The 26,270-nt window shown below is 72.0% G+C and carries 27 protein-coding genes; 2 read left to right on the forward strand and 25 right to left on the reverse strand.

Annotated features, from left to right (window positions below; genetic code table 11):
- Window positions 1–153: 153 nt before the first annotated feature.
- From AB0G28_RS35930 to pyrR, 13 genes are all read right to left on the reverse strand, one after another.
- Window positions 154–2,253: a primosomal protein N' gene (locus AB0G28_RS35930; RefSeq protein WP_361099796.1), complete on the reverse strand. Its 2,100-nt coding sequence runs from the start codon at window positions 2,251–2,253 to the stop codon at window positions 154–156.
- A gap of 105 nt (window positions 2,254–2,358) precedes the next feature.
- The gene (gene metK / locus AB0G28_RS35935) at window positions 2,359–3,561 is read right to left on the reverse strand and encodes a methionine adenosyltransferase (protein ID WP_361099971.1); all 1,203 of its coding nucleotides are present in this window, start codon (window positions 3,559–3,561) and stop codon (window positions 2,359–2,361) included.
- A gap of 93 nt (window positions 3,562–3,654) precedes the next feature.
- Entirely contained in the window at window positions 3,655–4,875 is a 1,221-nt protein-coding gene (coaBC, locus tag AB0G28_RS35940; RefSeq protein ID WP_361099799.1) for a bifunctional phosphopantothenoylcysteine decarboxylase/phosphopantothenate--cysteine ligase CoaBC, read from the reverse strand.
- A complete protein-coding gene (rpoZ, locus tag AB0G28_RS35945) occupies window positions 4,868–5,137 on the reverse strand; it encodes a DNA-directed RNA polymerase subunit omega (protein ID WP_005152353.1) in 270 nt (89 codons plus the stop codon). The genes coaBC and rpoZ overlap by 8 nt, the downstream gene beginning before the upstream one ends.
- A complete protein-coding gene (gmk, locus tag AB0G28_RS35950) occupies window positions 5,134–5,787 on the reverse strand; it encodes a guanylate kinase (RefSeq protein WP_361099802.1) in 654 nt (217 codons plus the stop codon). Before gmk ends, rpoZ begins: the two co-directional genes overlap by 4 nt.
- Window positions 5,784–6,101 carry an integration host factor, actinobacterial type gene (gene mihF, locus AB0G28_RS35955; protein WP_003096398.1) on the reverse strand — a complete coding sequence of 106 codons (318 nt, stop codon included), beginning with the start codon at window positions 6,099–6,101 and terminating at the stop codon, window positions 5,784–5,786. The genes gmk and mihF overlap by 4 nt, the downstream gene beginning before the upstream one ends.
- A 107-nt stretch (window positions 6,102–6,208) precedes the next feature.
- Window positions 6,209–7,069 carry an orotidine-5'-phosphate decarboxylase gene (pyrF, locus tag AB0G28_RS35960; RefSeq protein WP_361099805.1) on the reverse strand — a complete coding sequence of 287 codons (861 nt, stop codon included), beginning with the start codon at window positions 7,067–7,069 and terminating at the stop codon, window positions 6,209–6,211.
- Complete coding sequence (carB, locus tag AB0G28_RS35965) at window positions 7,066–10,380, reverse strand: carbamoyl-phosphate synthase large subunit (RefSeq protein ID WP_361099808.1); 3,315 nt, start codon at window positions 10,378–10,380, stop codon at window positions 7,066–7,068. Before carB ends, pyrF begins: the two co-directional genes overlap by 4 nt.
- On the reverse strand, window positions 10,380–11,501 hold the full coding sequence (gene carA, locus AB0G28_RS35970) for a glutamine-hydrolyzing carbamoyl-phosphate synthase small subunit (RefSeq protein ID WP_361099811.1): 1,122 nt from the start codon (window positions 11,499–11,501) through the stop codon (window positions 10,380–10,382). Before carA ends, carB begins: the two co-directional genes overlap by 1 nt.
- Entirely contained in the window at window positions 11,498–11,992 is a 495-nt protein-coding gene (locus AB0G28_RS35975) for a transporter (RefSeq protein ID WP_361099814.1), read from the reverse strand. Before AB0G28_RS35975 ends, carA begins: the two co-directional genes overlap by 4 nt.
- Window positions 11,992–13,278: a dihydroorotase gene (locus AB0G28_RS35980; RefSeq protein WP_361099817.1), complete on the reverse strand. Its 1,287-nt coding sequence runs from the start codon at window positions 13,276–13,278 to the stop codon at window positions 11,992–11,994. The genes AB0G28_RS35975 and AB0G28_RS35980 overlap by 1 nt, the downstream gene beginning before the upstream one ends.
- Complete coding sequence (locus AB0G28_RS35985) at window positions 13,275–14,207, reverse strand: aspartate carbamoyltransferase catalytic subunit (RefSeq protein ID WP_361099820.1); 933 nt, start codon at window positions 14,205–14,207, stop codon at window positions 13,275–13,277. Before AB0G28_RS35985 ends, AB0G28_RS35980 begins: the two co-directional genes overlap by 4 nt.
- The gene (gene pyrR, locus AB0G28_RS35990) at window positions 14,204–14,803 is read right to left on the reverse strand and encodes a bifunctional pyr operon transcriptional regulator/uracil phosphoribosyltransferase PyrR (RefSeq protein WP_361099823.1); all 600 of its coding nucleotides are present in this window, start codon (window positions 14,801–14,803) and stop codon (window positions 14,204–14,206) included. The genes AB0G28_RS35985 and pyrR overlap by 4 nt, the downstream gene beginning before the upstream one ends.
- A gap of 246 nt (window positions 14,804–15,049) precedes the next feature.
- Between pyrR and AB0G28_RS35995 the strand changes: the two genes are divergently transcribed.
- Window positions 15,050–15,538: a helix-turn-helix domain-containing protein gene (locus AB0G28_RS35995; RefSeq protein ID WP_003096372.1), complete on the forward strand. Its 489-nt coding sequence runs from the start codon at window positions 15,050–15,052 to the stop codon at window positions 15,536–15,538.
- A 99-nt stretch (window positions 15,539–15,637) separates the two neighbouring features.
- Here AB0G28_RS35995 and nusB read toward each other — a convergent pair whose 3' ends face one another.
- The 3 genes from nusB to AB0G28_RS36010 are packed head-to-tail and all read right to left on the reverse strand — an operon-like array spanning window position 15,638 to window position 17,790.
- Window positions 15,638–16,093 carry a transcription antitermination factor NusB gene (nusB, locus tag AB0G28_RS36000; protein ID WP_091308410.1) on the reverse strand — a complete coding sequence of 152 codons (456 nt, stop codon included), beginning with the start codon at window positions 16,091–16,093 and terminating at the stop codon, window positions 15,638–15,640.
- On the reverse strand, window positions 16,093–16,656 hold the full coding sequence (gene efp, locus AB0G28_RS36005) for an elongation factor P (RefSeq protein ID WP_310975012.1): 564 nt from the start codon (window positions 16,654–16,656) through the stop codon (window positions 16,093–16,095). The genes nusB and efp overlap by 1 nt, the downstream gene beginning before the upstream one ends.
- A gap of 45 nt (window positions 16,657–16,701) precedes the next feature.
- Window positions 16,702–17,790 carry a Xaa-Pro peptidase family protein gene (locus tag AB0G28_RS36010; protein ID WP_361099828.1) on the reverse strand — a complete coding sequence of 363 codons (1,089 nt, stop codon included), beginning with the start codon at window positions 17,788–17,790 and terminating at the stop codon, window positions 16,702–16,704.
- Window positions 17,791–17,859: 69 nt separating this feature from the next.
- Between AB0G28_RS36010 and AB0G28_RS36015 the strand changes: the two genes are divergently transcribed.
- Window positions 17,860–18,375, forward strand: a complete 516-nt coding sequence (locus AB0G28_RS36015; RefSeq protein ID WP_361099831.1) for a B-4DMT family transporter — start codon at window positions 17,860–17,862, stop codon at window positions 18,373–18,375.
- 168 nt (window positions 18,376–18,543) lie between these two features.
- Here AB0G28_RS36015 and AB0G28_RS36020 read toward each other — a convergent pair whose 3' ends face one another.
- From AB0G28_RS36020 to AB0G28_RS36060, 9 genes are all read right to left on the reverse strand, one after another.
- Window positions 18,544–20,064, reverse strand: a complete 1,521-nt coding sequence (locus AB0G28_RS36020; RefSeq protein WP_361099834.1) for a beta-xylosidase — start codon at window positions 20,062–20,064, stop codon at window positions 18,544–18,546.
- Window positions 20,065–20,206: 142 nt separating this feature from the next.
- On the reverse strand, window positions 20,207–21,115 hold the full coding sequence (locus AB0G28_RS36025) for a GNAT family N-acetyltransferase (RefSeq protein WP_361099837.1): 909 nt from the start codon (window positions 21,113–21,115) through the stop codon (window positions 20,207–20,209).
- Window positions 21,112–21,543, reverse strand: a complete 432-nt coding sequence (aroQ, locus tag AB0G28_RS36030) for a type II 3-dehydroquinate dehydratase (RefSeq protein WP_361099840.1) — start codon at window positions 21,541–21,543, stop codon at window positions 21,112–21,114. Before aroQ ends, AB0G28_RS36025 begins: the two co-directional genes overlap by 4 nt.
- The gene (gene aroB / locus AB0G28_RS36035; protein ID WP_361099974.1) at window positions 21,540–22,649 is read right to left on the reverse strand and encodes a 3-dehydroquinate synthase; all 1,110 of its coding nucleotides are present in this window, start codon (window positions 22,647–22,649) and stop codon (window positions 21,540–21,542) included. The genes aroQ and aroB overlap by 4 nt, the downstream gene beginning before the upstream one ends.
- A gap of 23 nt (window positions 22,650–22,672) precedes the next feature.
- Window positions 22,673–23,194: a shikimate kinase gene (locus tag AB0G28_RS36040; protein ID WP_361099843.1), complete on the reverse strand. Its 522-nt coding sequence runs from the start codon at window positions 23,192–23,194 to the stop codon at window positions 22,673–22,675.
- Window positions 23,191–24,378, reverse strand: a complete 1,188-nt coding sequence (gene aroC / locus AB0G28_RS36045) for a chorismate synthase (protein WP_361099846.1) — start codon at window positions 24,376–24,378, stop codon at window positions 23,191–23,193. The genes AB0G28_RS36040 and aroC overlap by 4 nt, the downstream gene beginning before the upstream one ends.
- Window positions 24,379–24,686: 308 nt before the next feature.
- Complete coding sequence (locus AB0G28_RS36050; protein ID WP_361099849.1) at window positions 24,687–25,328, reverse strand: zf-HC2 domain-containing protein; 642 nt, start codon at window positions 25,326–25,328, stop codon at window positions 24,687–24,689.
- Window positions 25,325–25,837 (reverse strand): sigma-70 family RNA polymerase sigma factor, encoded by a 513-nt coding sequence (locus AB0G28_RS36055; protein ID WP_361099852.1) that lies wholly within the window; start codon window positions 25,835–25,837, stop codon window positions 25,325–25,327. Before AB0G28_RS36055 ends, AB0G28_RS36050 begins: the two co-directional genes overlap by 4 nt.
- 10 nt (window positions 25,838–25,847) lie before the next feature.
- Entirely contained in the window at window positions 25,848–26,216 is a 369-nt protein-coding gene (locus tag AB0G28_RS36060; RefSeq protein ID WP_361099855.1) for a hypothetical protein, read from the reverse strand.
- Window positions 26,217–26,270 lie beyond the last annotated feature (54 nt).

Consider the following 26,270-nt stretch of genomic DNA (forward strand, 5'->3'; position numbering starts at 1 on the left):
AACCCGCCGCCTGAACACCACCCACCCTCGAAACCGGCTCCGCTCCGCTCCGCCGGATGCTGACGCACGCCCCCAAAGTCCCATTTTCGGATCAGGCGGGCATCATGCGTGATCGGAGGGGCATCACTCGTGATTGGGGGGACGACACGGGTTCTAGATGAGGTCCAGGGGGTCGAGCTGGATGCGGATCGGTTCCGTGGCCTTCTTCGCGTCTCGGCGGGCCGCCGCCGCGTGGATCGTGGCCGCCAGGGCTTTTCCTTCCGCTCGGGATACCCGCACCAGCGCGCGCTCGCGCTCCGCGTTGCCCTCCTCGTCCACCTCGCCGATCGGGACCGGGCCCAGGACCTCGCCCGACTCCGGCAGGGGGAGGTCGTCGAGGAAGGCCGCCACCGCGTCCGGGGTGCCCTCCACGCTCGCCATGCGCATTGCCGGGGGGAAGCCCAGCTCGCGGCGCTCCGCCAGCTCCTGGCCCGCGTGCCACGCCGGGTCCCAGCGGACCAGGGCCTGGACCACCGGCAGGCCCGCCTCGGCCCCCACGATCACGCGGCCGCCCGCGGCGGCCGGGCGGACCAGGGCCGCCGCCGCCATCCAGCGGCGCAGGGTCTCCTCCGCCGCCCTGAGGTCCTGGCGGCCCAGCAACGCCCAGCCGTCCAGGAGCAGCGCTGCGCCGTAGCCGCCCTCCGCCACCGGTTCCGCGCCCGGGGTGCACACCACCAGCGCCGGCTTGCCCGGCACCGATGACAGGACCTCCGCCGCTCCGGACGTGCGGACCGGGACACCCGGGAACGCGCGGCCGAGCTCCTCCGCCGTCCGCTTCGCGCCGACGATCACCGCGCGCAGGCGGACCGAGCCGCACGCCGTGCAGCGGAACGCCGTTTCCGGGACGCCGCACCAGCGGCACGCCGGGGGCTTCGGCTGCCCGTCGAGCGAGCCGCCGGGCAGGGCCAGCGGGCCCGCGCAACGGCGGCAGTGCGCCGGTGTCCGGCAGTTTCCGCAGGCCAGGCCGGGTACGTATCCGCGCCGTGGCACCTGGACCAAGGCCGGGAAGCCGGCCGCGAACGCCTGCCGCGCCGCTTCGAACGCCACCGCCGGCAGGCGCGCCACGCGGGCGGCCTCGTCGCGGGCGACGTCGAAGTCCTCGCCGACCGGCGTGACGCGGGGAGCCGAAGAGCGCAGCGTCGCGCGGTCCGCCAGTACCGGCGCGGCCCAGCCCGACTCGACCAGCAGCTGTGCCTCCGCCGTCCGCGCGAACCCGCCGGCCAGCAGCGACGCCTTCGCCGCGTGCGCGCGGTCCATCAGCACGTCCCGGACGTGCGGGTACGGCGCGTGCTGGTCGAGGTGCAGGTCGTCGCCGTCGTCCCAGACCACGAACAGGCCCGGGTCGTGGACCGGCGCGAACATCGCCGCCCGCGTCCCGACCACCACCCGCACCGCGCCACGCAGCACGGCCAGCCAGCGCCGGTACCGCTCGGCGGGCCCGAGCCCGGCGATGAGCGCCACCACGGCCTCTTCGCCGACGACCGCGGCGCACGCCTCGTGCACCCGGGTCAGGTCGCGGTGGTCCGGCACCACCAGCACCGCGCCGCGCCCCTGGGCGGCCACCGTCCCGGCCACCTCGGCCAGCCGGCGCGGCCAGTCCTCGCCCGGCAGGGCCTGCCAGACAGCGTTCGCGGGCTTCCCCTCGGCGAGAGCCTCCAGGAACGCCGGGCCACGCTGGTAGCGCGCCCACGCCGTGGTGCCGGGCGCGGGAGGGACGGCCGCGGGCAGCAGCGGTGGTTCGCCCTCGGCCTTGGCGTGCCGGGGCGGGATCGCGAGCCGCAGGACGTCCGACAGCGTGCCGCCGTAGCGGTCGGCGACCGCCCGGCAGACCGCGTGCAACGACGGCGGCAGCACCGGCTCGGACGAAGTCACGCGGTCCAGGAACGCCAGCTTGCTGCCGTAGTCGCTCGTCTCGCCGCGCTCGATCAGGTAGCCGTCGACCAGCTGCCCGGCGAACCGGACGCGCACCCGGCAGCCGGGCACGGCCGTCTCGTGCAGTTTCTCCGGCACCAGGTAGTCGAAGGTGCGGTCGAGGTGGGCCAGCGGGATGTCGACGACGATCCGCGCGACCGGCCGCTCCGGCGCGGGCGACTGGGCACCCTTCGCCTTCTCCCCCGGCTTCGGCGCCTTCTTCCGGGCACGCGACGGCGCCGCCTTCGGCGAAGGCGGCTTCTCCGGGAGCTCCCAGAGGGCGGCGGGCTCGGAACTACTCACGCCGTGATCTCTACCAGACCCCACCGACAGCCCCGACGCCAGAAGCCGTGAAGGCCTCCTTACCGGCCGTAAGAGCCGGTAAGGAGGCCTTCACGGACTTGCGGATCAGGCGCCCGCGGCCGACTTCAGGGCCTCGGCGCGGGCCGTGCTCTCCCAGGGGAGGTTCAGCTCCGGGCGGCCGAAGTGGCCGTACGCCGCCGTCGGGGCGTAGATCGGGCGCAGCAGGTCGAGGTCGCGGATGATCGCGGCCGGGCGCAGGTCGAAGACCTCGGTGATGGCCTGCTGGATCTTCGACGGGTCGACCGTCTCGGTGCCGAACGTCTCGACGAACAGGCCGACCGGGGCCGCCTTGCCGATCGCGTACGCGACCTGCACCTCGACGCGGCCGGCGAGCCCCGCGGCGACGACGTTCTTCGCCACCCAGCGCATCGCGTACGCCGCGGAACGGTCGACCTTGGACGGGTCCTTGCCCGAGAACGCGCCGCCGCCGTGGCGGGCCATGCCGCCGTAGGTGTCGACGATGATCTTGCGCCCGGTCAGCCCGGCGTCGCCCATCGGGCCGCCGATGACGAACCGGCCGGTCGGGTTGACCAGCAGGCGCGCGTTCGCGGTGTCGATGCCCAGGCCCTCGAGCTCGGGGCCGACGACGTGCTCCTTGACGTCGACGCTGAGCATCTTCTCCAGGTCGATGCCGTCGGCGTGCTGGGAGGAGACCACGACGGTGTCGAGGCGGACCGGCTGGTCGCCGGCGTACTCGATGGTCACCTGGGTCTTGCCGTCCGGGCGCAGGTACGGCAGCACGCCGTCCTTGCGGACCGCGGTCAGCCGCTTCGACAGCCGGTGGGCCAGCGCGATCGGCAGCGGCATCAGCTCGGGGGTGTCCGAGCAGGCGTAGCCGAACATCAGGCCCTGGTCGCCGGCGCCCTGGCGGTTGATCTCGTCCTCGTCCGACTCGACGCGCGACTCGTACGCGGTGTCGACGCCCTGCGCGATGTCGGGCGACTGCGAGCCGATCGCGACGTTGACGCCGCAGGAGTTGCCGTCGAAGCCCTTGGCCGAGGAGTCGTAGCCGATCTTGAGGATGACGTCGCGGACGATCGTCGGGATGTCGGCGTACGCCTCGGTGGTCACCTCGCCCGCCACGTGCACCTGGCCGGTGGTGATCAGGGTTTCGACGGCGACGCGGCTGCGCGGGTCCTTCGACAGCAGGCCGTCGAGGATCGAGTCGCTGATGGCGTCGCAGATCTTGTCGGGGTGTCCTTCGGTCACCGACTCCGAGGTGAACAATCTGCTGCTAGACGCGGTCACGGTGGCCGTCACTTCCTCACCTAGTCGTCGGATGCCCTGTAAGTTAGGGACCCCTTACCTGTGCAAGCGTACTGACTATCGCTCGGGAGGCGGTCAACGCTTCATGAAGCTCACAACAGCGTCCCACAGTGTGGACGCGAGCTCGGCCTTCGCGCCGAGCGGGATGGCGAGCTCGGTGCCGTCGGACCCGAGCAGCCAGCCCGAATTGTCCTCCGTGCCGAACGCCTTGCCGTCGCCGACCGCGTTGACCATCAGCAGGTCGGCGCCCTTGCGCTTGAGCTTGACGCGGGCGTGGTCGAGGACGCTTCCGTGCTCGTCACCGGTTTCCGCGGCGAAGCCGACGACGACCTGCCCGGGACGCCGGTTCCGCACCAGCTCGGCCAGGATGTCCGCGTTGCGGTCCAGGGTGATCACGGGGTCCGGCTGGTCGTCGGACTTCTTGATCTTGTGCTCGGCCCGGTTCGCCGGCCGGAAGTCGGCGACGGCGGCGGCCATCACGACGACGTCCGCGGTCTGAGACGCCGCGTGCACCGCCTGCCGCAGTTCCTCGGCGGTCGAGACGTGCTGCACGGCCGCGCCCGCCGGGTCCGGCAGCGCGACGGTGTGGGCGGTGACCAGCGTGACTTCGGCGCCGCGCTGGGCGGCGACGCGGGCCAGCGCGTAGCCCTGCTTGCCGGACGAGCGGTTGCCCAGGTAGCGGACCGGGTCCAGCGGCTCGCGCGTGCCGCCCGCGGACACGACCACGCGAACGCCCTCGAGGTCGCGCGGCAGGGCGTCCGGGCGGGCCAGCAGCAGCCGGGCGAGGTCGACGATCTCGGCCGGGTTCGCGAGGCGTCCCTTGCCGGTGTCGGCGCCGGTCAACCGGCCCGAGTCGGGCTCGGTGACGATCATGCCGCGCGAGCGCAGCAGGGCGACGTTGTCGCGGGTCGCCGGGTGCTCCCACATCTCCGTGTGCATCGCCGGGAAGAAGGCGACCGGGCACCGGGCGGTGAGCAGGGTGTTGGTCAGCAGGTCGTCGGCGAGGCCGTGGGCGGCCTTCGCGAGGAGGTTCGCCGTGGCCGGGACGACCAGGACGAGGTCGGCCTCCTTGCCGACGCGGACGTGCTGGACCTCGGGCACCTCGGTGAACACGCCCGTGTGCACCGGGTGGCCGGAGAGGGCTTCGAAGGTCGCCGCGCCGACGAAGTTCAGCGCGGCTTCGGTGGGGACCACGCGGACGTCGTGACCGGATTCGGTCAGCCCGCGCAGCACCTCACACGCCTTGTAGGCGGCGATCCCGCCGCCTACGCCCAAGACGACGCGGGGTTTACTCACCCTCGGTGTGCTCGAGCAGGCCGCCGTGGATCTCGCGCAGCGCGATCGAGAGCGGCTTCTCGCGGGGGCCCGGCTCGACGAGCGGACCGACGTACTCGAGCAGGCCCTCGCCCAGCTGGGCGTAGTAGTCGTTGATCTGGCGGGCACGCTTGGCCGAGTAGATCACCAGCGCGTACTTCGAGCTGACCTTCTCGAGCAGGTCGTCGATCGGCGGGTTGGTGATGCCCTCGAGCTCTTCGTGCAGGGTGGCCTGGGTGGTCACGCGTGGTGCTCCGAATCTTCGGCAGACTGATCAGTAATCAAGTTTAGCAAGTGCTCGGCGGCCTCTCGCACGTCGGCGTTGACGACGCGGTGGTCGAACTCCCCCGCCGCGGCCAGCTCGCGCTCCGCCTCGGCCAGCCTGGCCTGCACGGCGGCCTCGTTTTCGGTGCCGCGCCCGGTGAGCCTGCCGACCAGTTCGTCCCACGACGGCGGCATCAGCATCACCAGCCGGGCCTCGGGCATGGCCGCGCGGACCTGGCGGGCGCCCTGCAGTTCGATCTCCAGGACGGCCGGGCGGCCCTCGGCGAGGGCCTTCTCGACCGGCTCGCGCGGGGTGCCGTAGCGGTTGCCCGCGAACTCGGCCCACTCCAGCAGCCTGCCTTCGGCGACCATCGCGTCGAACTCGACGCGGTCGACGAAGTGGTAGTGCGCCCCGTCGACTTCGCCGGGGCGCGGCTTGCGCGTGGTGACCGAGACGCTGAAGTAGATCTCCGGCTCCAGCTTCCGCAGCTCGCCCACCACACTCGACTTCCCGACCCCCGAAGGCCCCGAGACGACGGTGAGCCGGTGGCGGGAGAGGTCCCCCGCCACCGGCTCACTGCCGCGGTCGGTGCCCGGGTTCACCGGGTAGTCACGACCGGCGCCGTTCACTCGCCGCTGAACTCGGCCAGCAGCGCCTTGCGCTGCCGGTCGCCGAGGCCGCGAAGGCGACGGCTGGGGGCGATCTCCAGTCGCTCCATGGTCTGCTGGGCGCGGACCTTGCCGACGCCGGGCAGAGCCTCGAGCAGAGCCGAAACCTTCATCTTGCCGAGGACTTCGTTCTCCTCGGCCTGCTTCAGCACGTCGACCAGAGTGGTACCGCCCCGCTTCAGCCGCTCCTTCAGCTCAGCACGGATGCGGCGGGCGGCGGCGGCCTTCTCCAGCGCCGCAGCGCGCTGTTCCTCTGTCAGCTGGGGAAGTGCCACGTTTTCCTCCGGTAGTTCTCAAAACTGGGTGGGTGACGCGACGGTACCCACCCGTGAGCACCGGCCACAATGCGGGGGTGCCTGGTGGGGGCCTGTTCCGACCCCTGCTATTGGCCGTTTTCCTGCGGGTCGGCCAGCACTTCGGCGACTCGTTCGACCGCTTGGCGCAAAGCCGGTTGCTCCGGACCGTGCTTCAGGATGTCCCGGGACGACGCGGGCAGCACGCCCGGAAGGGACGCACCGAACAGGGCCCGTAAATCGGCCACAGTGGCTCCCTGGGCCCCGAAACCGGGTGCCAGCACCGGACCGTTCAACCGCGAGAGGTCGAGCTCTCCCGGCTTGATCGTGGCGCCGACGACGACGCCCACATCGCCGAGCGGTTCCGCGCATGCGTTGAGTGCCGCCGCGGAATCGACGATCGCCTGCGCGACGGTGCGCCCGTCGGGCAGTTTCGCGTTCTGCACCTCGCCGGCTTCGGGGTTGGACGTCCGGGCGAGCACGAAGATGCCGCGTCCCGCCGCGACGGCCGTGGCGGCGCACTGCTCCAGCGAGCCGAACCCGAGGTAGGGCGAGACGGTGATGGCGTCGGCCGCGATCGCCGCGCCGTCGGCGACGTACGCGGCGGTGTAGGCCGCCATCGTGGAGCCGATGTCGCCGCGCTTGACGTCCAGCAGCACCAGCGCGCCGGCGTCACGCGCGGTCGAGACCACCCGTTCCAGTACCCGGACACCGGCCGCGCCGAAACTTTCGAAGAACGCCGACTGGGGCTTCACGATCGCCGTGTGCGCGGCCAGGACCTCCGTGGCGGACAGCGCGAACCGTTCCAGGCCCGAGACGTCCACCGGGAGCCCCCACGCCTCGATGAGGCCGGGGTGGGGGTCGATCCCGGCGCACAGCGGGCCCCGGGCCGCGACGGCTTTCGCCAGCCGCGCCCCGAACCGCTCCGACCCGGAAAACGCCGTGCTCACGACTGCGCCTTCAGCGCCGCCTGGAGCTCCTGCAGCGACTTGACGCCGATGTCGCCCCGGATGAGCGCTTCGATGCCGTGCACGGCCGCCGCGGCGCCCTGGACGGTCGTCACGCACGGGATGTCGCGTGACACCGCGGCGGTGCGGATTTCGTAGCCGTCGACGCGGGGACCGCTGTTCCCGTAGGGCGTGTTGATCACCATGTCGACATCGCCGTTCAGGATCACGTCCACGATGTTCGGTTCGGCTTCGGTCGAGCCCTCGTAGTGCTTGCGCACCACCGTGCAGACGACTCCGTTGCGCCGCAGCACTTCCGCGGTGCCGGACGTGGCGAGGATCTCGAACCCGAGGTCCGCCAGCCGCTTCACCGGGAACACCAGCGAGCGCTTGTCGCGGTTGGCCACCGAGACGAACACCCGCCCGGACGTCGGCAGCGAGCCGTACGCGCCGCTCTGGGACTTCGCGAACGCCTTGCCGAAGGAGACGTCGACGCCCATCACCTCGCCGGTGGACTTCATCTCCGGGCCCAGCAAGGAATCCACGCCGTGGCCTTCGGGCGTGCGGAAGCGGTGGAAGGGCAGCACGGCCTCCTTGACCGCCACCGGCGAGTCCGCGGGCATCTGCCCGCCGTCGCCGTCGGCCGGGAGGACCCCGCTCTCCCGCAGGTCCTTGATCGTCGAGCCGGTCATGATCAGCGCGGCGGCCTTGGCCAGCGGGACCGCAGTCGCCTTCGACACGAACGGGACCGTCCGCGACGCGCGCGGGTTGGCCTCCAGGACGTACAGGACGTCGTCCTTGAGCGCGTACTGGACGTTCAGGAGTCCCCGGACGCCGACACCGCGCGCGATCGCCTCGGTGGAACGGCGGACGGCCTGCAGGTCGGTGTGGCCGAGCGTGATCGGCGGCAGCGCGCACGAGGAGTCACCGGAGTGGATGCCGGCCTCCTCGATGTGCTCCATGACGCCGCCGAGGTAGAGCTCCTCGCCGTCGAACAGCGCGTCGACGTCGATCTCGATGGCGTCGTCGAGGAACCGGTCGACCAGCACGGGGTGCTCCGGCGTGACCTCGGTGGCGCGGCGGATGTAGCCGGCCAGCGAGTCCTCGTCGTAGACGATCTCCATGCCGCGCCCGCCGAGCACGTAGGACGGCCGGACGAGCACCGGGTAGCCGATCTCGTCGGCGATCCGCTTGGCGCCCTCGAACGACGTCGCCGTGCCGTAGCGCGGCGCGGGCAGGCCGGCGTGGGTGAGCACCTCGCCGAACGCCCCGCGGTCCTCGGCCAGGTGGATGGCCTCCGGCGGCGTCCCGACCACCGGGACACCGGCGTCGGCGAGCTTCTTCGCCAGGCCCAGCGGGGTCTGGCCGCCGAGCTGGACGATCACGCCGGCGACCGTGCCGGACGCCTGCTCGGCGTGCACGACCTCGAGGACGTCCTCGAAGGACAGTGGCTCGAAGTACAGCCGGTCGGAGGTGTCGTAGTCGGTGGACACGGTTTCCGGGTTGCAGTTGACCATGACGGCCTCGAACCCGGCCTCCCGCAACGCGATCGCCGCGTGCACGCAGGAGTAGTCGAACTCGATGCCCTGGCCGATCCGGTTCGGGCCGGAGCCGAGGATGAGCACCTTCGGCTTGTCCGACTGGACGGCCACTTCGGACTGCGCCTCGGGGTCGGACTCGTAGGCCGAGTAGTGGTAGGGGGTCTTGGCCGCGAACTCGGCCGCGCAGGTGTCCACGGTCTTGAACACCGGCCGCACGCCGAGGCGGTGCCGCAGCGCGCGCACGCCGTCCTCGCCGGCCAGTTCCGGCCGCAGGGCGGCGATCTGGCGGTCGGACAGCCCCGTGCGCTTGGCGCGCCGCAGCAGGTCGCCGTCCAGCACGGGCGCGTCGCGGACTTCGGCACCGACCTCGCCGATGAGGGCGATCTGGTCGATGAACCACGGGTCGATACCGGACGCTTCGTGGACCTGCTCGACGGTGGCGCCGAGCCGCAGGGCACGCTCCACTTCGTACAGCCGTCCCTCGTGCGGCGTGCGCAGCGAGTCCAAAGTGGACTCCAGCGTGACGCCCTCGGGGTCGGGCAGCGTCCAGAAGCCGGTCGCCTTGGTCTCGATGGACCGCATCGCCTTGCCGAGCGCTTCGGGGAAGCTGCGGCCGAACGACATCGCCTCGCCGACGCTCTTCATCGTCGTGGTCAGCGTCGGGTCCGCGCCCGGGAACTTCTCGAAGGCGAACCGCGGCATCTTCACGACGACGTAGTCCAAAGTGGGCTCGAACGCCGCCGGCGTCTCGCCGGTGATGTCGTTCTGGATCTCGTCGAGGGTGTAGCCGATGGCGAGCTTCGCGGCGATCTTGGCGATCGGGAAGCCGGTGGCCTTGCTTGCGAGCGCACTGCTGCGGGACACGCGCGGGTTCATCTCGATGACGACCATCCGGCCGTCACGCGGGTTGATCGCGAACTGGATGTTGCAGCCGCCGGTGTCGACGCCGACCTCGCGCAGCACGGCGATGCCGACGTCCCGCATGACCTGGTACTCGCGGTCGGTGAGGGTCATGGTGGGCGCGACGGTGACGGAGTCGCCGGTGTGCACGCCCATCGCGTCGATGTTCTCGATCGAGCAGACGACCACGACGTTGTCGTGCTTGTCGCGCATCAGCTCGAGCTCGTACTCCTTCCAGCCGAGCACGCTCTCCTCGATGAGCACCTCGGTGACGGGAGATTCGGCGAGGCCGGTGGAGGCGAGCCGCTCGAGGTCCTCGGGCGTGTGCGCCATGCCGGAGCCGAGCCCGCCCATGGTGAAGCTCGGCCGGATGACGACGGGCAGCCCGAGTTCCTTGACGGTGTCCCGGACTTCGTCCATGTCGTGGCAGACGCGGGAGCGCGGGACGTCGGCGCCGACGGTGCGGACGATGTCCTTGAACTTCTGCCGGTCCTCACCACGCTGGATGGCGTCGATGTCGGCCCCGATCAGCTCGACGCCGTATTTGTCGAGCACGCCACGTTCGTGCAGCGCGACGGCGCAGTTGAGCGCGGTCTGCCCGCCGAGGGTGGCGAGAAGGGCATCGGGCCGCTCTTCGGCGATGACCTTCTCGACGAAGTCCGGCGTCACCGGCTCGATGTAGGTGGCGTCGGCGAACTCCGGGTCGGTCATGATGGTGGCCGGGTTCGAGTTCACCAGGGAGACGCGCAGGCCTTCGCTGCGCAGCACCCGGCAGGCCTGGGTGCCGGAGTAGTCGAACTCCGCGGCCTGCCCGATCACGATCGGCCCGGAGCCGATCACCAGCACGTGCTGGATGTCCGTCCTCTTCGGCATCAGGCCTTCTTCTCCATGAGCGAAACGAAATCGTCGAACAGGGGCGCCGCGTCGTGGGGGCCGGCCGCGGCTTCGGGGTGGTACTGGACCGAGAACGCCGGGACGTCCAGCGCCCGCACGCCCTCGACCGTGTCGTCGTTGGGGCAGTAGTGGCTGATCTGCGCCGCACCGAACGGCGATTCGAAGCGCTGTCCCGGCTCGCCTTCCAAAGCGAACCCGTGGTTCTGCGCCGTGATGGCCACGGACCGGGTGGCCACGTCGATCACCGGGATGTTGATGCCGCGGTGGCCGTAGCGCATCTTGTACGTGCCCAGGCCCAGCGCGCGGCCGAGGACCTGGTTGCCGAAGCAGATGCCGAACAGCGGGATCTCGCGCTCCAGGACCTGCTTGGTCAGCTCGGTCGCGTGCGTCGTCGTGGCCGGGTCGCCTGGGCCGTTGGACAGGAAGACCCCGTCCGGTTCCAGAGCCAGCAGCTCGTCCAGAGAAGACGTGGACGGCAGCACGTGCACCTCGATGCCGCGCTTCACCATCTGCCGCGGGGTGTTGGACTTGATGCCCAGGTCCAGCGCGGCCACGCGGAAGCGAACCTCACCCGAAGGAGAAACGACGTACGGCGCACGCGTCGACACCTGGCCCGCCAGGTCGGCGCCTTCCATCTTCGGGCTCGCCAGCACCGAAGCGACCATGTCGTCGACCGTGCCCAGCGCGTCGCCGGAGAACACCCCGGCGCGCATCGCGCCGAGCTCGCGCAGGTGCCGGGTCAGCGACCGCGTGTCGACCTCGGCGATGCCGACGATCCCCTGGCGCTCCAGTTCCTCGTCCAGCGACCGGCGGGAGCGCCAGTTCGACGGCGTGCGGGCGGGGTCGCGGACCACGTAGCCGTTGACCCAGATCTTCGAGGACTCGTCGTCCTCGTCGTTCCAGCCGGTGTTGCCGATCTGCGGCGCCGTCTGGACCACGATCTGGCCGTGGTAGGACGGGTCCGTCAGGGTCTCCTGGTAGCCGGTCATGCCGGTGCAGAACACCGCCTCGCCGAGGGTTCGCCCCTGCGCGCCGTAGGCAGCGCCGCGGAACACCCGGCCGTCTTCGAGTACCAGTGCGGCCTGAGCGCGCGCGTTCACTGGGCACCTCCCTTGATCTTGAGCTGTTCGATCCACTGTGGATAGTCGTCGAGGTCGTCGCCCCGGAAGCCGGTGTCGAGCTCGGTGTCGCCGAGCCGCCAGGTGACGACCAGCAGCGCGTCCGTGCCCATCACCTTCCCGGCGATCTTCGTGTCGCGCCGGACGCCGGTGACCGCCTCCCGCGGGATCCAGAAGTCCGGCGCTCCCCCGCGTTCGACGGCGACGCCGCCGTCGTGCAGCCGCCAGACCGCGGACGTCCGCAGCCCGGCACCGCGGGTGACGATCCGGTTCTGCCACTCCCCCGCGATCGTCGTCGCCAGGTAGACGCCGGTGGACTCCAGCAGGGCATCCCCCAAACCAGCGGGGATCGCGGGGAACGGCGGCACCTGGGCGCTCTGCGAGCGGGACTTGCGCCGCCAGCCCACGTACATGCCCCAGAGGCAGAGCAGGAAGAAGGCGACGATCGCCAGCACCAGCCAGAGGCGTTCCATCAGCAGATCTTCCCGTCCCGCGCGGTGATCCGCCCGCGCAGCAGCGTCGCGGTCACCACGCCGGGCAGCCGCATTCCCTCGTACGGGGTGTTGGCCGCGATGCTGGCCAGCTCCGCCCCCCGGACCGTCCACTCGGCATCCGGGTCGACGAGTGTCAGGTTCGCCGGCTCGCCGACCTCGATCGGACGGCCCTGGCCGGCCAGGTTGCCGATCTCGGCGGGCCGCTCGCTCATGACGCGGGCGACGCCGCGCCAGTCGAGCAGGCCGGTGCGGACCATCGTCTCGGCCACGATGGACAGTGCCGTCTGCAGCCCGAGCATGCCCGGCCGGGCCGCGCTCCACTCGACGTCCTTGTCCTGCACCGCGTGCGGCGCGTGGTCGGTGGCGACGCAGTCGATCGTCCCGTCCGCCAGTGCCGCCCGCAGCTTCTCCGCGTCCGACGACGTGCGCAGCGGCGGGTTCACCTTGTTCACCGGGTCGTAGGTGGCCAGGCGCTCGTCGGTGAGCAGCAGGTGGTGCGGCGTGACCTCCGCCGACACCTTCGTGCCGCGGTCCTTCGCCCAGCGCAGCACATCCGCCGTGCCCGCCGTCGAGACGTGGCAGACGTGCAGCCGGGCGTTCGCGTGCAACGCCAGCAGGCAGTCGCGGGCCACGATGGACTCTTCCGCCGCGGCGGGCCAGCCGGTGTAGCCGAGCCGGGCCGCGCGCTCGCCCTCGTGGGCCTGGGCGCCGACGGTCAGCCGCGGCTCCTCCGCGTGCTGCGCGATGACGACGTCCAGCGCGGTCGAGTACTCCAGCGCCCGGCGCATCAGCAGCGGGTCGGCGACGCAGAGGCCGTCGTCGGAGAACACCTTCACCCGGGCCTGCGAGTTCGCCATCGTGCCCAGCTCGGCGAGCTTCTCGCCCTTGAGCCCGACGGTGACCGCGCCGACCGGGTGGACGTCGACCAGGCCGGCCTCCTGCCCGCGCCGCCACACGTGGTCGACGACGACGGCGTTGTCGGCGACCGGGTCGGTGTTGGCCATGGCGAAGACCGCGGTGTAGCCGCCGAGCGCCGCCGCGGCCGAGCCGGTCTCGATCGTCTCGGTGTCCTCGCGGCCGGGTTCGCGCAGGTGGGTGTGCAGGTCGACGAAGCCCGGCAGCAGCACCTGGCCGTTCGCCTCGATGACTTCGGCGTCCTCGGGGACGTCGACGGCGCCGATCGCGGTGATCACGCCGTCCTCGATCAGGACGTCGACCGGGTCACCTTCGCCGTACGGGCGGGCGCCCTTGATCACGGTGCTCACGCGGCGGCTCCTTCGCTGGCCAGGAGGTGGTAGAGGACCGCCATGCGCACGTGGACGCCGTTGCGGACCTGTTCGGTGATGGCCGACGCCGGGGAGTCGGCGACCGCGGAAGCGATCTCCATCCCGCGCAGCATCGGGCCGGGGTGCAGGACGACCGCGTGGTCCGGCAGCAGCTTCTGCCGCCGTTCCGACAGGCCGTACGCGATGGAGTACTCACGCGCGCTCGGAAAGAAACCTCCGTGCATCCGTTCCGCCTGGACCCGCAGCATCATGACGGCGTCGACCGCGGGCAGCTCGGCGTCGAGGTCGTGCGAGACGGTGACCGGCAGGCTCTCGACGCCGTAGGGCAGCAGCGTCGGCGGCGCGACCAGCACCACCTCCGCGCCGAGGGCCGAGAGCAGGTGGATGTTCGAGCGGGCGACCCGGCTGTGCAGGACGTCCCCGACGATGGCGATCCGGCGGTCCTTGAGCGAGCCGAGGCGCTCGCGCAGCGTCGCCGCGTCGAGCAGGGCCTGCGTGGGGTGCTCGTGGGTACCGTCGCCGGCGTTGACCACCGACGTGCCGGGCTCGGCCAGCCAGCCCGCGAGGCGCTGGGCGGCACCGCTGGCCGGGTGGCGGACGATCACGCAGTCGGCGCCCGCGGCGGCCAGCGTCAGCGCCGTGTCCCGCAGCGACTCGCCCTTGTTGACCGAGGAGCTGGACGCGGAGACGTTGATCACGTCCGCGCTCATCCACTTCCCGGCGATCTCGAACGACACCCGGGTGCGGGTCGAGTTCTCGTAGAACAGGGTGATCACCGTGCGGCCGCGCAGCGTCGGCAGCTTCTTGACCTCGCGGCCGAGCAGGGTGTGCTTCAGCTCGTCGGCGGTGTCCAGGACGGCCGTGGCGACCGCCGGGTCCAGGCCGTCGGTGGCGAGCAGGTGCTTCACGAGTCCTCTCCAGGGGAGTCCGCGGGACGCAGCAGCACCGCGTCGCGGCCGTCGATCTCGGCCAGCAGGACGATCACGTCCTCGGCCCGGGCGGTCGGCACGTTCTTGCCCACGTAGTCGGCGCGGATCGGCAGCTCCCGGTGACCGCGGTCGACCAGCACGGCCAGCTGCACCGCACGGGGACGGCCGTGATCACGGAGGGCATCGAGCGCGGCCCGGATCGTCCGGCCGGAGAAGAGCACATCGTCGACCAGGATCACCACGCGGTCGTCGATGCCGTCGGCGGGCAGCTGCGTCTGTTCGAGCGCGCGCGGCGGGCGGCGGCGGAGGTCGTCCCGGTAGAGGGTGACGTCGAGGGCGCCGGTGGGCGGGCGGACCCCGGAGAACTCGCCGATCTTGTCGGCCAGGCGGACCGCCAGCGGCGTGCCCCGGGACGGGATGCCGAGCAACACGGGCGGGGTAGTGCTCTCCGCACCGTTCGCGGTCTTTTCGATGACCTGATGGGCCATTCGGGCGATCGTGCGCGCGACATCGCCGGCCGACAGGAGCTCGCGCTCCCCGGCCGAACCAGCCGCGCCACGCGGACGTGACGACAAACCGGACTCCTTCCCCGCCTCACCGGACGGGTCCTTAAAGGACGTCTGTTCCCCTGCTGGTCGGGGCTTTCGCACCGACAGTAGCAGGGACTTTGCTCAGCCTTACGGGTGGTGTGGCGTGATTCGCGGCAAGCTCCTGCTTGACCTGGTGACAACAATGCGTAACCATTACTCTGAGTATTCGACTCGAAGAGTCCCCGACCGGTCACCCCGACCGGGAGGGGGTGAAGAACGGAGAACGACCAGATGGGCGATTACGCCAAGGCGCTCGGGGCCAAGCTCCGCGGGATCCGCCAGCAGCAGGGCCTGTCCCTGCACGGGGTCGAGCAGAAGTCCGGTGGGCGCTGGAAGGCCGTCGTCGTCGGCTCGTACGAGCGTGGCGACCGTGCCGTCACCGTGCAGAAGCTGGCCGAGCTGGCCGACTTCTACGGTGTACCGGTGGTCGAGCTGCTGCCCGAGGGCCGGGTCCCCTCCGGTGCCGAGCCCGCCACCAAGATCGTGATCAACCTCGAGCGCCTGCAGCAGCTGCCGGCCGAAAAGGTGGGCCCGCTGGCCCGCTACGCCGCGACGATCCAGAGCCAGCGCGGCGACTACAACGGCAAGGTGCTCTCGATCCGCACCGAAGACCTGCGGTCCCTGGCGATCATCTACGACATGACCCCGGGCGAGCTCACCGAGCAGCTCATCGACTGGGGCGTCCTGCCGCCGGAGGCGCGTCCTTCCAAGGAGGACTGATAGCCGGTGCGCGAAGCCGACGCAGTGAGCGTTCCCCGGTGGGGCACCGGAGACGCTCACTGACTCGTCGGGGGGCTCGCAGCACCCGGATGTTTCTCGTCAGAGCACGGCGCGGAGGCGGTCGGCGATCGTGCCGATCCGGCCCAGGACGCCGTTGACGAACCGCGGCGAGTCGTCCGTGGACAGTTCCTTCGCCAGGCCGACGGCCTCGTCGATCGCGACCGGGTCCGGCACGTCCTCGGCCCAGAGCAGCTCGTAGACCCCGACCCGCAGCACCGCGAGGTCGACCTTCGGCATTCGCTCCAGGGTCCAGCCCTGCGCGTGCTCGGCCAGCAGCTCGTCGATCTGCGTCTTCCGGCCCGTCACGCCCTCGACCAGGCTGATCGTGTAGTCCGCGATCGGGTCGACGTCCGTCGCGCCGACGCGGTCGGCCAGCAGCGTCACCGCGTCGGTGTCACGCTGCGCGGCCTCGTACAGCATCTCCACCGCCCGGCGGCGCGCCTGCCTGCGGCTGATCGCGCCGCCGCGGTTCGGGTGGGGTTTCGAAGTCGGCATCAGCTGGAGACGCGGCCCAGGTAACGGCCGTCGCGGGTGTCGACCTTGATCTTCTCGCCGGTGGACAGGAACAGCGGGACCTGGATCTCCGCGCCGGTCTCCAGCGTCGCCGGCTTGGTGCCGCCGGTCGAGCGGTCGCCCTGCAGGCCCGGGTCGGTGTGCTGGACGACCAGCTCGACCGACGTCGGCAGCTCCACGTACAGCGGCTCGTTCTCGTGCACCGCGACCTGGACCTCGGTGTTCTCGAGCATGTAGTTGGCGTTGTCGCCGACGACCTCGGCCGGGACCGTGATCTGGTCGTAGGTGTCGCCGTCCATGAACACGAAGTCCTGGCCCTCCTTGTAGAGGTAGGTCATGTTCCGGCGGTCCACCGTGGCCGTCTCGACCTTCGTGCCCGCGTTGAACGTCTTGTCGACCACCTTGCCGGTGAGCACGTGCTTGAGCGTCGTGCGCACGAAGGCGCCGCCCTTGCCCGGCTTGACGTGCTGGAACGCGGTGACGGTCCACAGCTGGCCCTCGAGGTTGAGGACGAGCCCGTTCTTCAGGTCGTTGGTCGTGGCCACGAGCTTGCAGTCTCCTGTGTCGAATCTTCGGGTTCGGGGCCGCTGTCAGACGACCACGAGGTTCTTGGTGCTCAGGGTGAGGAGTTCGGGCTCCCCAGCCCGCACGACGAGCGTGTCCTCGATGCGCACGCCACCGTGCCCCGCGAGGTAGACGCCGGGCTCGACGGTGACCGCCATACCGGCGGACAGTGTACCGACGCCCGTGGCGGCGAAGCTGGGCGCCTCGTGAATCTGCAGGCCGACGCCGTGCCCGAGGCCGTGCGCGAAGTGTTCGCCGTGCCCGGCGTCCGCGATCACCTTCCGCGCCGCGGCGTCCACTTCGGACACTTCGGCGCCGGGCACGACGGCGTCGACGCCGGCCGCCTGGGCGGCGTGCACGAGGTCGTAGATCTCCCGCTGCCAGTCCGCGGGCTCGCCGAGGACGAAGGTGCGCGTCATGTCGGAGTGGTAGCCGTCGACGGTCGCGCCGAAGTCCATCTTCACGAAGTCGCCGCGCTTCAGCTCGGCATGCGTGGGCTGGTGGTGCGGGATGGCCGAGTGCGCCCCGGCGGCGATGATGGAGGCGAAACTGGGGGCGCTGGAGCCGTGCTCCAGCATGCGGTTCTCCAGGTCACGGGCGATTTCCAGCTCGGTCCGCCCGGGCCGCAGCCCGCCGGCGGCGACGAGGTCGTCCAGCGCCCGGTCCGCGGCGGCGCACGCCTGGCGCAGCGCCTCGATCTCCGCTTCGTCCTTCACCACGCGGAGCCGCTCGACCAGCCCGGGAGTCCTGGTCAGGGGCACTTCCTCCGTGAGCGCTTCGTACTCCTCCACGCTCACGTGCTGGCTCTCGAAGCCGACCCGCCCGTAGGTCTTCGCGTCCTTCGCGGCGCGGCTGACGAGGGCGGCGGCGCTGGCCCGGTCGACGACCTTGTCGAGGTCGGGCACCTCGGCGGCCGACTGGGTGGTGTAGCGGCCGTCGGTGCAGAAGAGCGTCTTCTCGTCGCCGCCGGCGTGCAGCAGCACGGCGGCGTTCGAGCCGGTGAACCCGGTCAGGTAGCGGATGTTCAGCAGATCGGTGACCAGCAGCGCGTCGACACCGGCTTCGGTCAGAAGCCCGCGCAGCGCGGCACGGCGTCGTCCATGGGTTTCAGGCACGGCTCCCACCCTAGTGCGCGGCCTTCCCGGGGGAAGCGACTCGCCAGTAGGCCGCCTACACTCCGCAGGATGAGCGCCTGGGTGATTCGCGGACTCGGGATGGCGGTGCTGCACGGCGCGGCCATCACCCTGCTGGCCAAGTACGCCGTCTACCACCCGACCGAGCAGACCGCGGTGGTGGCGCTGGCGCTGGCGGTGCTCGTCGGAGCCGCGGCGCTCTGGAGCGCGGTCGACGCGTGGCGCGGCCTGCCCGACCGCGGCCGCGTGTGGTTCATCGCGGCGCTGATCGCCGGGCCGGTGGCGGGGATCCTGTACGTGGTGGGCCGCGCGGTCTTCGTCGACCAGACGGGGGTGTCGGAGCTGGGCGGAGCACTCACCGGCGGAGCGGCGTTCTCGGCCCTGCTGGTGCTGATCCCGGCCGGGCTCGGGTTGTTCGTCGGCGGGCGGATCGGGCGGTCCCGGCCGTCGGACGAGGAACCGGCGGCCGACGGTCCCGCCGAGCCCCCGCGGCCGCAGCCTCGACCCCGGCCTCGCCCGCGCCCGGCTCGCCGCGGTCAGCCGGCCGGTGAGGAACCCCGCGGCTAGCGTCGCGAGCTGTTTGACGTTCGGGCCGAGCGCCCCAATGTGGCGTTCGGTGCGTCCAACGCACCCAATGTGGCGTTCGGTGCGTCCAACGCACCCAATGTGGCGTTCGGTGCGTCCAACGCAACCAACGCCACATTGGGGCGCTCGTTCAGCTCCGCCCTGCCGGACTCAGCCCAGCAGGGCACCCCGCGGATAGGCGTTCCACTGCTCGGCCGTCACCGGGTGCGCCGCCGAGCCGTTGGCCGCGACGACCCCCGCGTCCGGTACCCGCCACAGGCGCCGGTCGTCGAGGATCAAGCCGAGGCCGCCGCCCGGGGCCTGGACCGCCTCCGCTCCCGGGCGCAGCCGGGCCGCCACCGGGAGCTCCGCCACCGCCGGCGGCGCCTTCTCCAGCAGCTCGCCGGCCAGCACCGCCGCGACCGAGCGCCGGTCGATCCGCACCCGCTTGCCGGACCGGACCAGGTCCATCGTCCGCTCCGGCGACGGCATCGTCACGCCGTCGAACGTCGCGGCGACCCGGCCGGGGTTGCCGCAGGCCTGGCTGCCCAGCAGGTCCAGCCCGAAGTGCCGCAGGTCGGTCGGCGCGCCGGCCCCGCCGAGCGTGGTCGCGCGCACGACGTCGAACGGCACCCGGTCACACGGGTCAGCCGACGACAGCGGCGCGTGCCCGTCGGCCCGCCGCACCAGCCCCGGCCCTTCCTTCCACGGCCCCGGGATCACCACCGGCTGGAACGGGTGCTCGGTGAAGTCCGCCGTCCAGAACGTGAGGGTCGTCCCGCCGTCGGTCTCGTGCGCGACGACGAACGCGGCGAGCGCCCCGACCCACATCAGGTCCGCGCTGAAGCCGTCGACGATCGACCGGGCGCGCGGCGCCGACGTCGACGCCACCGGCACGAACCCGCCGACGTCCAGGGCCTGCACGCCGGACCCGAACGCCGGGTCGCGCGAGCGGAGCAGGAACTGGCCCGCGCCGTTCCCGCCCGCCGCGCGGCCGGTGGTGTCGGTGAACATCAGGTAGAACCAGCCGTCGAGATAGACCACCGACGGCTGGCCCGCGCCGTAGACGTTCGCGCGGTGCACGTCGTGCGACGGCCCGAGGATCGGCCGCCCGCCGGCCGCGCGGGTCCAGTGGACGCCGTCGGGGCTGGTCGCGAGCCCGATGGCGTTGCCGAGCGCGTGGTCGCCGGCCGCGCCGGTGTAGTACAGGTAGTACGTCGAGCCGACCCGCAGCACGGACGGATCGCAGGTGTGCATGCCGTCGAACTGCCCGGGCGCGCCGGAGAACACGGCCGCCGGGATGCCGCCGCCCGGCCCGGTGAACGGCCCGTCGAGGGACTGCGCCTGGGCGTAGAGGATGTCGTCGCCCGCCGGCCCGGCGCCGCCGTACTGGCTGCACCACCACATCCGGGTCTGCCCGTGGTCGAGCATCACCGACGGCCCGTAGTTGTAGACGGCGTCCGCCCCACCGGCGGCGATCACGCCACCACTCTGCCGGGGGTCACCCGAAGCGAGTTTGACGTCGGTGGGCCGCGACGGCCCGGCGGTCTTCCCGCCGGCGATCGCCGGCTGCTCCCCCGCCGCCTGCGGCTGGGCGTACCCCTGGGTGCAGCCCGCGACCAGAAGCCCCGCCAGGACACCGGCGAAGAAGGCACGAGCGGGTCGCCGACCCCCACGACGAAACGGCTGCACGACATCGGAGTGTAGCGAGACCCGACTCGTCCGAGTGGCGGACACCCGGTCGACGGACACTCGGTCCAGCGAGGGTGCCCGCGCGTCGGGTGTCTTGAACGACTCGTTCATGTCTTCGGACGACATGAACGAGTCGTTCAAGTCACTTCCCTGCCGCGGGACCTTCCGCCGCGACCAGCTCGACCTCGAAACCGGCGTCGTTCTCCAGGTACGCCGCGTAGTGGGCGGGGCCGCCCGCGTGCGGGTACCGGTCGGCGAACAGCGGCCGCCAGCCGTGCTCGGGTGCCCGGGCGGCCAGGTCGTCGATCTGGGCGCGGGTCGCCACGTGCAGCGCCAGGTGGTTCAAGCCCGGGCGCAGGCGGTCGTGCTCCGGCGCGCTCAGCGCGGGCGACGCTTCGACCACGACGTACGTCCCGCCGAGGCGCCAGCTGACTCCGGCGGGCCAGCGCTGGAACTCGCGCCAGCCGAGCTCGCCGAGCAGCCAGCCCCAGCTCCGCTCGGCTTCGGCGAGGTCCGGCACCCACAGCTCGACGTGGTGCGGCCGCCCGTGGACGGCCGGCAGCGCGACCAGCACCCGGTGCAGGTCGCCGTAGTGGATGCCGCCGCCGACGTCGAGGAAGCCCAGGCGCGCGGCCACCTTCCGGCTCGCGGCGTTGTTTTCGTGCACCAGTGCCCAGACCGCGGGCAGGCCGAGTGCGTGGAGCCCGTGGTCCAGCACCGCCCGCGCGGCCTCCGTGGCCAAGCCCTGCCCGGCGTGCGCGGACGCGACGTAGTAGCCCAGCTCGGGCACCCCGCCCGGCAGTTCCGACGAGGGCCGCAGGTGCGCGACGCCGGCGACCTCGCCGTCGCGCTCGATCACCCAGTGGCCCTGGCCGACCGGGCCGCGGTAGGCGAGGCGCCGGTCGACCATCGCGCTCGCCGCCGCCGGGTCGGAGAAGTCCGCGGCGAAGAACCGGCTCATCTCCGGGTCGGCGAACACCTTCACGACGGCTTCGCGGTCCGCCTCGGTCAGCGGCCGCAGCGTCAGCCGTGGCGTAGTGAGCAGCGTCATCCCGGGTGCGCGGCGAGCCAGCGCAGCGCCAGCGGGTAGCCGTCGACGCCGAGGCCCGCGATCACCGCCGTCGCGATGTCCGAAAGCACGCTGTGGTGCCGGAACTCCTCCCGCTTGTGCACGTTCGAGATGTGCAGCTCGATCAGCGGTGCGGACAGCTGCGCAGCGGCGTCGCGCACCGCGATCGAGTAGTGCGTCCACGCGCCGGCGTTGAGGACGACCGGGTGGCCGCCGTCGGCGGCTTCGTGCAGCCAGCCGACCATCTCGCCCTCGTGGTCGGTCTGCCGGACCTCGACCTCGATCCCCAGCTCGTCGCCGGTCTTGACGCACAGCGCCGCGAGGTCGTCGTGGGTGGTCGAGCCGTAGACCGACGGCTCGCGCTTGCCGAGCCGTCCGAGGTTGGGGCCGTTGAACACGAACACCTTCACAGCAGCACGCTCCCGCCGCTCTTGGTGTCGTCCGCCGCGATCGCCGAATACGCGGCGGCGAGCAGCGCCGGGTCCGGGCCCTCGAGCCGGCCGGGCTTGCCGAGCCCGTCGAGGACGACGAACCGCAGCACCCCGGAGCGGGTCTTCTTGTCGCCCTTCATGGTTTCCAGCAGCTGGGGCAGCGCGTCGGCGTCGTAGGTCGTCGGCAGGCCCAGCAGCTTGAGCACGGCGGCGTGCCGCTCGGCCGTGGCGTCGTCGAGCCGCCCGGCCAGCCGCGCCAGCTCGGCGGCGAACACCAGGCCGACACTGACCGCGGCGCCGTGGCGCCACCGGTACCGCTCCCGGCGCTCGATCGCGTGGCCGAGGGTGTGGCCGTAGTTGAGGATCTCCCGCAGGTCGGACTCGCGCAGGTCGGCGGCCACGACGTCGGCCTTCACCCGGATCGACCGCCGGACCAGCTCGGCCAGCACGTCACCGGTCGCGTCGAGCGCGACGGCCGGATCGGCCTCGATCAGCTCGAGGATCCGCGGGTCGGCGATGAAGCCCGTCTTGACGACCTCGGCCATCCCGGCGACGAGCTCGTTCGGCGGCAGCGTCTCCAGCGTCGCGAGGTCGGCGAACACCGCGCTCGGCTCGTGGAACACGCCGACGAGGTTCTTGCCCGCCTCGGTGTTGATGCCGGTCTTGCCGCCGACCGCGGCGTCGACCATGCCGAGCAGCGTGGTCGGCACGTTGACCAGCCGGACCCCGCGCATCCAGGTGCCCGCGACGAACCCGGCGAGGTCGGTGACGGCGCCGCCGCCGAGGCCGACCACGACACCGCGGCGGTCGAGCCCGATCCGGCCGAGCACCTCCCAGCAGAAGCTCGCGACGGTCAGCGCCTTGCCGTCCTCGGCGTCCGGGATCTCGACGCGGTGGGCGTCGAGCCCGGCCGCGTTCAGCTCGTCCCGGATGGCCTCGGCCGTGGTCGTCAGCGTGGGCGGGTGGATCAGCGCGATCTTCGAGGCGTCGGCCAGCTGCGCGGTCAGGTCGCCGAGCAGGCCGCGCCCGACCACGACGTCGTAGGGGTGGGCGGTGGCGACCGGGATGCGCACCGGGTCGGACAGCGCCGAATCAGACACTGGGACGATCACTCCTTGGCTTCGGCGGGGGCGAGCCGCGCGGTGAGGTCCGCGACGATCTCGGGGGGCGTCCGGTCGTCGGTGACGACCTCGACGGTGGCGACCTCGCGGTAGACGGGCACCCGCTCGTCGAGCAGTTTCTTGAAGGTGGCGCGGGGATTCACGCCGGCCAGCAGCGGCCGCGCGCTCGAAAGGCCGGTGCGCTGCACGCCGGCCGCCAGGCCGACGTTGAGGAACACGACGACGTGCCCGGCCAGCCGGGCACGCGTGGCGGGGGTGAGCGGCGCGCCGCCGCCGAGGGACAGCACGCCGTCGTGCTCCGCCAGCGCGGTGGCGACGGCTTCTGCTTCGAGCGCGCGGAAGGCGGGTTCACCGTCCTCGGCGAAGATGTCGGCGATGCTGCGCCCGGCACGTGCGACGATGTCGTCGTCGCTGTCCCGGAACGCGACGCCGAGCGCCGCCGCCAGCAGCGGCCCGACCGTGCTCTTGCCCGAGCCCGGCGGGCCGATGACCACCGCGCGAGGGCTCACCACCGCTCCTCGAGGGCCTTGAGGTACGCCTCGGCGTTGCGCTTGCTCTCGGCCAGGGAGTCGCCGCCGAACTTCTCCAGCGCGGCGTCGGCGAGGACGAGCGCCACGACCGACTCCAGCACGACCCCGGCACGGGGCACCGCGCAGACGTCGGAGCGCTGGTGGATCGCGACCGCGGACTCGCCGGTCTTGACGTCTACTGTGGACAGTGCTTTCGGGACGGTCGAGATCGGCTTCATGGCAACGCGAACCCGCAGCGGTTCACCGTTGGTGATCCCGCCTTCGAGGCCGCCCGCGCGGTTGGACCGGCGGGTGACGCCGACCGGGCCGGAGCCGCGGTCGATCTCGTCGTGCGCCTGGCTGCCCCAGCGACGGGCGGTCGTGAAGCCGTCACCGACCTCGACGCCCTTCATCGCCTGGACGCCCATCAGCGCGCCGGCCAGCCGCGCGTCGAGCCGGCGGTCCCAGTGGACGTGGGAGCCGAGGCCCGGCGGGAGCCCGTAGGCGAGGACCTCGATGACGCCGCCGACGGTGTCGCCCGCCTTCCGCACGGCGTCGACCTCGGCGACCATGGCGTCGGTGCCCTCCTGGCTGAAGGAGCGCACCGGGCTCTCGTCGATGGCGGCCAGATCCCCGGGCTGCGGGAGGGCACCCTCGGGCGCGTCCGCGCCGCCGATCGAGACGACGTGGCTGAGGATCTCGACGCCGAGCAGCTGCTTGAGGAAGTTCCGGGCGACCGTGCCGAGCGCGGTCCGTGACGCCGTCTCGCGGGCGCTGGCCCGCTCCAGGACGGGACGGGCCTCCTCGAAGCCGTACTTCTGCATGCCGGGCAGGTCGGCGTGGCCCGGACGGGGCCGGGTGAGCGGTTCGTTGCGCGCGAGGCCTTCGAGCACGTTCGGGTCGACCGGGTCGGCCGCCATGACCTGCTCCCACTTGGGCCACTCGGCGTTCTCGATCTGCACAGCGACGGGGCCGCCCTGGGTGAGGCCGTGGCGCACGCCGCCGAGGAACTCGATGTGGTCGGTCTCGAAGCCCATCCGGGGGCTGCGGCCGAAGCCGAGGCGGCGCCGGGCCAGCTGTTCGGTGACGTCGGCGGTGGTGACGGCGACACCGGCGGGCATCCCTTCGAGCACGGCGGCCAGCGCGGGTCCGTGCGATTCACCTGCGGTGATCCAGCGCAACATGGGCTCAATCCTGTCACGGATGCCGGGCGGAGCGGAAAGGTGTTCCGGTCAGGGCGCACCCGGGAAGATCGCGCCGAGCCGGGTGGCCGTGAGCAGTGCGGGACCGTGTGGCACGCGCCTGCGGCGTGACTGAAAGCGGAACTCGCGTGATTGGGAGGGCATCACCTGTGATTGGGAGGGCATCACCTGTGATTGGGAGGGCATCACCTGTGATTGGGAGGGCATCACCTGTGATTCAAGGGGCATCACGGCGGGTGAGGGCGGGTGGGCTCATCCGGGACCCCCTGCGGCCCGGATGAGCCCTGCCCTCACAACGTCAGCCGGAGCAGGGGTAGTCCGCTGCCCAGGCGGACTTCCAGCGCCGCCAGGTCCGACTGCCGCAAGGCCGTGCCGATCGAGAGGCGGGCCGTGTTGTCCGGGACCGCCTTCCACGTCGCCAGCTGCGTCTCCTCGCCCGAACGCGCGATCGCGACCAGGACGTACTCGCCGCCGCTGCGGCCGCCCGTGTAGCTGCACGTCATGTCGACCTGCGTGCCCCACGAGAACGCCGCCAAGCGGGCGTCCGCGCGGACCGGGAACCGCCCCAGTGCCGTCAGCTCCGTCGACGGCGGCGGAGCGGGCTCGGGCCACGCCGCCACGACGCCCAGCGCCACGCACGCCGACACCGCCACCGCGGCCGAGACCGCCGTCACCGCGGTGCGGACGCGGCGGCCGCGCCGCACCCGCTTGAGCACCGTGGGCAGCAGGTCGGGAGGCGGTGGGCCGGCGTCGGGCACGACCGCGGGCGCGTCGACCCTGGCCAGCAGGCCGGGCAGGCCGGCCAGTTCGCGGACCGAGGCCGCGCACCGGTCGCAGGTGCGGAGGTGCTGCTCGAAGCGCTGCCGGTCCTCGGGGGCGAGCGCCCCGAGGACGTACGCGGCGTCGAACGTCGCGAACGGGTCTTCGCTCACTGGGTCACCCCCCTTTCCTCGAGTACCAGCCGCAGTGCGCGCAACGCGTAGTGCGTGCGCGACTTGACGGTCCCTTCGGCCACGCCCAGCCGCAGCGCGGCGTCCGCCACGGAATAGCCCTGGAAGTAACACAGCAGCAGGACCTCGCGGTGCCGTTCCGACAGCTCGGCCAGCGCCTCGGCGACCAGCCAGCCCTGCACCGCGCGGTCGGTGCCGTCGGCGACCGCGCGTTCCGGCGGCCGGTCGGTCACCACTTCCGACCGGGCCGACGCGGACCGCCAGCCGTCGATCGCGATCCGCCGCGCCACCGTGAACAACCAGGCCCGTGCCGACCCCTGCGACTGGTCCAGCACCGCCGTCGAGCGCCAGGCCCGCAGCAGCGTCTCCTGGACGACGTCCTCGGCCCGGACCCGGTCCCCGGAGGTCAGCTGGAGCGCGTAGGACCACAGCGCGGCCGCGTGCTCCTCGTGCAGCGCGCGCATCAGCGCCTCTTCGGCGACGTCCTTCACCGGTGCGGACCTAGACCGTCGCGCGGCGCCGGTCCTTCACGAACAGCAGCGCCAGACCGCCCACGATGCAGACGGCTTCGGTGATCACGCCCCAGTACTCCGGCTGGCTGTTGAACTGGTCGTGGTTGCCCATGAACCCGACCGTCGCGGCCAGGACGTACGCCCCGAGCGTCAGCGCGCCGAAGCCGAACGCGCCCAGCGCGGGCAGCCAGTGCCGCCAGGCCAGGACGGCGATCGCGAGCACCAGCCCGGCGATCGCGTCGAGCAGGAACAGCGTGCCGGTGATGCCCGAGTAACCCTGCGTCCACAAGAAGTAGTGCACACCCGCCGAGCCGAGCAATGCGGCCGCCACGACGATGCGTAGAACCCAACTCACCATGATCGTTCCTCCACTCCACACCCACTCCGCTACATACACGGAACAGGGGCCGAT

Source organism: Amycolatopsis sp. NPDC021455, from assembly GCF_040640995.1.
Classification (GTDB): domain Bacteria; phylum Actinomycetota; class Actinomycetes; order Mycobacteriales; family Pseudonocardiaceae; genus Amycolatopsis.

Coding starts and splice junctions, on each gene's coding strand:
- carB (WP_361099808.1), bottom strand. CDS start 10,380: ATGCCGAAGAGGACGGACATCCAGCACGTGCTGGTGATCGGCTCCGGG.
- AB0G28_RS35975 (WP_361099814.1), bottom strand. CDS start 11,992: ATGGAACGCCTCTGGCTGGTGCTGGCGATCGTCGCCTTCTTCCTGCTC.
- AB0G28_RS35995 (WP_003096372.1), top strand. CDS start 15,050: ATGGGCGATTACGCCAAGGCGCTCGGGGCCAAGCTCCGCGGGATCCGC.
- nusB (WP_091308410.1), bottom strand. CDS start 16,093: ATGCCGACTTCGAAACCCCACCCGAACCGCGGCGGCGCGATCAGCCGC.
- AB0G28_RS36015 (WP_361099831.1), top strand. CDS start 17,860: ATGAGCGCCTGGGTGATTCGCGGACTCGGGATGGCGGTGCTGCACGGC.
- AB0G28_RS36025 (WP_361099837.1), bottom strand. CDS start 21,115: ATGACGCTGCTCACTACGCCACGGCTGACGCTGCGGCCGCTGACCGAG.
- aroC (WP_361099846.1), bottom strand. CDS start 24,378: ATGTTGCGCTGGATCACCGCAGGTGAATCGCACGGACCCGCGCTGGCC.
- AB0G28_RS36060 (WP_361099855.1), bottom strand. CDS start 26,216: ATGGTGAGTTGGGTTCTACGCATCGTCGTGGCGGCCGCATTGCTCGGC.